Here is a 5,666-nt window from a genome sequence, read left to right on the forward strand (position 1 = left end):
AGCACCAGGTTCAAAACGAACCCCTCCGAGTGCGTATAGAAGCCCGAGATGAACCCAAAACACCCACAGAAAACAACAAAGCCTTGACTCCAACAGCCGTCTCATAGAAGCCGCTGAGGCAATGATCAGACCCTACGCGCCCGGAAGCTGCTTCAGCATCTGCCGCGCACTCCGAAACCACCCGCGTTCCCGCCGCCTGAGATACCCCGGCATCGTGGCCTTCTTGTCGACCACCTTCTGCGCCCACTCCCGCGCCTCGCTGCCGCGCCCCAGGCTCTGCAGCAAGGCAGCATAGTTCAGGTAGGTCTCCGAACTCGTCGAGATGCGCACCGTGTTGCGGAACAGCGTTTCCGCCCGCTCCGTCTGCCCGGTCAGCGCATACGCATGCGCCAGCAGGCCCGCAGCCCGATGGAAGTCATAGTCCGGCTCCTGCGCCACCACCCGCTCCAGGTCTGGCAGCGCCGCCGCTGGATCTCCCAGCTCCATCGCGCACACCCCACGCCTGTAGTACGGGTCCAGCGAGAAGGTCCGCGCCGCTATCGCCCGATCGAAAGCCTCGCGCGCCAGCTTCGGCTGGCCCTCTTCCATGTACAGGTCGCCCAGCTCCTCGAAATTACCCGTGGAGGGGTTGTCCCTGACGATCATCAGCAGCTCGCGGATCCGCTTGCGCCGCGGGAACGCGCGGAAGCCATACCCCGTCGACCCCGCATCCGGCAGCGCCTCGGCAAGCAGGTAGATCACCGCGCCAATGGGCCCTAGAAACAGGATGATGTACAGCCAGTACGTATCTGGCCGTCGGCGAATGAAGTGGACGATCGCCAGACCCTGCAGGATCAATCCCCAGGGATATAAGAAGTGGCCAAAGATGCCAAACATAGACGTGTAGGGGAACCTGATCCGAGACTAGCATCTCTCTTGGCCCTTGGCCCTTGGCCCTTGGCCCTTGGCCCTTGGCCCTTACTTCTTCTCGTACAGCATCTCGCGGATCACCCGCCGCCGCTCCGCATCGGCCTCGCGCTGCACCTGGCGCTCCTCCGCCGTCATCGACTCAGGCGCTACCGCCTTCGCTTCCTTCGGCGCATTGCACTCGACGCAGCGGTTCGCATAGCCTGCATGATCCGGACGCAGCTCAAATTCTTCCTCGCACACAACGCACGTCTTGATCGGAAAACCCATAGCTCCCATTGTACGAAGCCGCTCCGCCAGACGAAACCCCCGGACGAAACCCCGGACGCGACCGTTCCTAACCGTTCTAACCCGTTCCGACTTCTCCACCAATCTGTCTGACTGCTATAGTTCTCCCGCTAGGCCTCAATTCAAGGACCGCCCCCTCATGGATCGCCTTATGGACCGTCGCAACCTGCTCAAGCTCTCCCCCCTCGCTGCCGCAGCCACGCTCACCACCGTGGGCCACAACGCTCTCGCGCAATCCGCTGCGTCAGGGAACCCCATGGCCGATTCCGATGGCCACTTCAGCGTCCGCAAGTACGGCGCCACCGGGGACGGCAAGACCCTCGACACCCCCGCCGTGCAGCGCGCCATCGACGCCGCTGCCGCCGTCGGCGGAGGCATCGTCCTCTTTCCCGCCGGCACCTATGTCTGCTTCACCCTCCACCTCAAGTCCAACATCACGCTCTACCTCGGCAACGGCGCAATCCTCGAAGCCGCTGCCTCCCCCATGCCCGGCGAGACCACCGGCTATCGCGGCGGAACCTACGACGCCGCCGAAGCGAACGATCCCTGGATCCCGTACCAGGACTACGGCCACAACCACTGGCACAACTCCCTCATCGTCGGCGAAAACCTCAACAGCATCAGCATCGAAGGCTTCGGCCTCATCCACGGCAAGGGTCTGAGCAACGGCACGAAGAGCGTTCGCGGCGGCACCGGCGGCTTCGTCGCCGAGCAGCCCGGCGTGGGCAACAAGGCCATCGCCCTCAAGAACTGCCAGAACGTCCTGCTCCGCGACTTCGGCATCCTCAAGGGCGGCCACTTCGCCCTGCTCGCTACTGGCGTCGACAACCTCACCATCGACAACGTGATCGTCGATACCGACCGCGACGGCTTCGACATCGACTGCTGCAAGAACGTCCGCGTCTCCAACTGCACCGTCAACTCGCCCTGGGACGACGCCATCTGCCCCAAGTCCAGCTACGCGCTCGGCTACGCCCGCTCCACCGACAACGTCACCATCGCCAACAACTACGTCACCGGCTGCTACGAGCTCGGCTCTGTGATTACCGCCAAGTGGAAGCACTTCGCCGAGACCGACCACGTCCCCTTCAACGGCCGCATCAAGTGCGGCACCGAGTCCAACGGCGGCTTCCGCAACCTCACCATCACCGGCAACGTCATCGAAGGCTGCAAAGGCATCTCGCTCGAAAGCTCCGATGGCGCACTCATCGAGGACGTCGCCATCACCGGCAACACCCTCCGCGACATCTTCGACGCTCCACTCTTCCTGCGCCTCAACCGCCGCAACCGCAATCCCAAGGAGACCCTGCGCCCCGGCACCCTCCGCCGCGTGCTCATCTCCAACCTGGTCAGCTACAACTCCGCCTCCGGTACCTCGTCAATCTTCTCCGGCATCCCCGAGAACCTCATCGAGGACGTGAAGCTGAGCAACTGTTACTTCGGCCACCAGGGCTTGCCCAAAGACATGCACGTCGGCTGGGGCGAGCAGTCCCGGCCCATGCCCGACTGGAAGACCATCAAAGTCCCCGAAAACGAAGCCGACTACCCCGAACTCCTCCGCTTCGGCCCCACGCCCTCGAACGGCTTCTTCATCCGCCACCTCAAGAACCTCGAGATGAGCCACGTAGAGATCGCACCCTCTGTCCCCGACCCACGCCCCGCCTTCTGGCTCGAGGACGTCCACCGCGCCGACTTCTTCGCCGTCACCGCACCCGCACAACCCAACTTCTCCCTCCACAACGTCACCGACCTCCGTATCCTCTGGTCCCGCGCCACGAAAGACACCACGCTCGCGAAAGCCGACGGACAGGTCATCTAACGCGCATCGGATGTTTTCTTTGTCAGGGCGGGGCTTCAGCCCCGCCACTGGGAGACCCTGAAAGAAGGGGCTTCAGCCCCTGAGGGCCCGGCCCCTGTCGGCTCCTGATTTCACGTGACGGAGCTGGACTCCGGCGATACACTGCGCCCATAAGCTGCGGAGGTCAGTAATGGCGAATGTGCTCGAAGGTGGCCGAAGAATCTCGGTTGTCGGTTCTGTAGCGTTGAAGATCAGTGCCGCATTGGCGGTGGCGGCGCTTATCCGGTTCGCTCTCGGCTTCACCGACTTGTCCCTGTATAGGCCCTTCCAGGGGACGTCGATCCTGATGGCGGTCTGCACAGCATACTCGTGCGGGCTCGCGGTCATCGGCGGTATGCTTCTCCTCGCAGGCTGGATCGTCCGTGGCTTCGGCGCGCCCACAGGCACTGCGGCCACCCGGTCGGCAGCCAACACAACGAAGGCTCAGGTCGAAGCATGAACAAACTCACCCCCTTCCTCTGGTTCAACGACAACGCCGAAGACGCCGCCCTCTTCTACCTCTCCGTCTTTCCCGACGCGAAGAAGCTCGCCGAGGTACGTTCCACCGGCGTAGGCCCCTGGCCCGCGGGTCACATCGCGACGATTCAAATCGAGCTCCTCGGCCAGCCAATGACCTTCCTCAACGGCGGTCCCGCCTTCCAGCTCAATCCCGCGTTCTCCTTCTCCGTCGCCTGCAAGGACCAGGCCGAGATCGACTTCTACTGGGACAAGCTCCTCGAAGGTGGCGGCAAGACCATGGCCTGCGGCTGGCTCACCGACAAGTTCGGCCTCTGCTGGCAGATCGTCCCCGAGAACATCGCCGAGCTGATCAGTACCCCCAACGGCATGGCTGCGATGATGACGATGACCAAGTTCGACATCGCCGCGCTCGAAGCCGCCGCGAAGTCGTAACATCAAGCCGTCATCCTGAGCAAAGTAGATCGCGGCGAAGCGGCGATCGACGCAGTCGAAGGACCCGCCACGCCGCCTTCCCGAAAGTGGCGGGACGATCCAGCCTCGGAAGCCCTGCCCGCGCTCCCCTCGATCCCGATACGCCCAGCGAGACGTGACTTACGTGTCTTCCTCTGCCCCGCGCGCAACGAACTCCCGGTAAGCTGGATCAAACAACCACCATGACCTACCGGATCGCTCGCGACGGCCAGCTCTTTGGGCCTTATACCGCGGCCGAGGTGCAGGCTTACCTCGCCGACGGACACATCGTCCCCACCGACCTCGCCCAGCTCGAGGGCGCGCTGCATGAAGGCGCCCAGGTCTGGCTGCCCGTGGCCGAGCTCTTTCCCGCTGCACCCACCGGCATCGTCCCGCCGCCGGCCCCAGCAGGGTATCCAGCCAGCCATCCCGGCGGCCTGCCCACGCTCTTTCCGGATCCCCCCGACCTCCCGTGGTGGCTGGCGCTGCTCCTCGGCCTGCTCACCCTCGGGGCCTTCTTCGTCATCTGGGATCTGGTGCTCTCGTCCTGGCTCCGCCGCGTCGATCGCAGCTCCACCGCCATCGGCTATTACGTCGCCATCGCTGTCCTCTACGTCATGAAGCTCCCCGGCGAATGGAGCACCTTCCGCTACAACATCGGTTACGACATCGAACCCGCGCACTCGCATTACTCGTGGCTGATCTCGCTGGCGGGCATCGTCCTCTTCTTCGCCTCCCGCTTCGTCTTCCGTACCGAGCTGCTCCGCCACTTCAACGGCCCCGAACCCATCGGCCTCCGCCTCGGCCCCATCATGACCTTCTTCTTCGGCGGCATCTATTTCCAGTACCATTTTAATCGCATCAACGAACTCAAAAGAGCCCTCCGCCTGAGCGTGCCAGGAGTCTAGAAGACTCTGCACAGCGCCTCGTTTTGTCAGGGCGGGACTTCAGTCCCGCCCTAAGCGGGCTGGCGGCAATGCGGCTTCAGCCGCTGAGGGAATGTCCGAGCTTGATGAGACGTTTCTGGTCCCCCAGCAATCGTCATCCTGACCCTGAGCAGGTCGAAGGGGAAGGACCTGCTGTTCTCCGCAGTCCCGCAACGGCAAAGGCCGCGCAATGTGCGCGGCCTTTGCCGTTATCTTCTAACCCCTTGGCCCTAACCCCTTGGCCCTAGTCCTTGCTCCCTACGCTTCAGTCGTAGCGGTCGCCGGAATCTCCGTCGTCCCCTTGGCCTCGGCGCCCGGCTTGCGGATGTCGATGCCGCCCTTGAAGAACGCGCCATCTTCGATGGAGATCCTTGCCGCGATGACGTCGCCGGTCAGCGAGCCCTCGCTGCGAATGTCGATGCGGTCGCTCGCGTGCACGTTGCCGCGCACCTTTCCGAGCACCACGACCTCGCGCGCCATGATGTTTGCCGCGACCTGGCCGTTGCGGCCGACGGTCACGCGATTGCCGGGGAGATTGATCGCGCCTTCTACCTTGCCATCGATGTAAAGCGATTCAGATCCGGATACTTCGCCTTTGACCACCAGCGACTTGCCGATCGTGGCCTGCTCTCCGGTGGGAACCGCGGGACTGCTCACAGGCGCCGACGGTGCGGGACGCACGGGGGTGGCGTCGATCGTTGGTGCCGTAACTCCGCCGCGTACGGGTTCAGGTGTTGAAGGGCTGCCCGTTCCAGGCTGATTCGGTTTCCACATAGGTT

7 protein-coding genes are annotated in these 5,666 nt (G+C 63.6%); 4 read left to right on the forward strand and 3 right to left on the reverse strand.

Annotated features, from left to right (window positions below; translation table 11 throughout):
* Positions 1 to 132 precede the first annotated feature (132 nt).
* Together AC5E6W_RS19035 and AC5E6W_RS19040 are read right to left on the reverse strand one after the other, a co-directional pair.
* The gene (locus tag AC5E6W_RS19035) at positions 133 to 876 is read right to left on the reverse strand and encodes a tetratricopeptide repeat protein (RefSeq protein ID WP_491753917.1); all 744 of its coding nucleotides are present in this window, start codon (positions 874 to 876) and stop codon (positions 133 to 135) included.
* 81 nt (positions 877 to 957) lie between these two features.
* Entirely contained in the window at positions 958 to 1,176 is a 219-nt protein-coding gene (locus AC5E6W_RS19040; RefSeq protein WP_491753918.1) for a hypothetical protein, read from the reverse strand.
* A 157-nt stretch (positions 1,177 to 1,333) separates the two neighbouring features.
* On the opposite strand from AC5E6W_RS19040, the gene AC5E6W_RS19045 reads away from it, so the two are divergent.
* The 4 genes from AC5E6W_RS19045 (at position 1,334) to AC5E6W_RS19060 (ending at position 4,869) form a co-directional block, all read left to right on the forward strand.
* Positions 1,334 to 3,013, forward strand: coding sequence for a rhamnogalacturonidase (locus AC5E6W_RS19045; protein ID WP_491753919.1), 1,680 nt, complete (start codon positions 1,334 to 1,336; stop codon positions 3,011 to 3,013).
* Between the two features lie 169 nt (positions 3,014 to 3,182).
* Positions 3,183 to 3,491, forward strand: coding sequence for a hypothetical protein (locus AC5E6W_RS19050; RefSeq protein WP_491753920.1), 309 nt, complete (start codon positions 3,183 to 3,185; stop codon positions 3,489 to 3,491).
* On the forward strand, positions 3,488 to 3,943 hold the full coding sequence (locus tag AC5E6W_RS19055; RefSeq protein WP_491753921.1) for a VOC family protein: 456 nt from the start codon (positions 3,488 to 3,490) through the stop codon (positions 3,941 to 3,943). Before AC5E6W_RS19050 ends, AC5E6W_RS19055 begins: the two co-directional genes overlap by 4 nt.
* Before the next feature lie 221 nt (positions 3,944 to 4,164).
* Positions 4,165 to 4,869, forward strand: a complete 705-nt coding sequence (locus AC5E6W_RS19060; protein WP_491753922.1) for a DUF4339 domain-containing protein — start codon at positions 4,165 to 4,167, stop codon at positions 4,867 to 4,869.
* 276 nt (positions 4,870 to 5,145) lie between these two features.
* Here the strand turns inward: AC5E6W_RS19060 and AC5E6W_RS19065 are convergent, their stop codons facing one another.
* Entirely contained in the window at positions 5,146 to 5,661 is a 516-nt protein-coding gene (locus tag AC5E6W_RS19065) for a bactofilin family protein (RefSeq protein WP_491753923.1), read from the reverse strand.
* Positions 5,662 to 5,666 lie beyond the last annotated feature (5 nt).

Source organism: Bryocella sp., assembly GCF_058498515.1.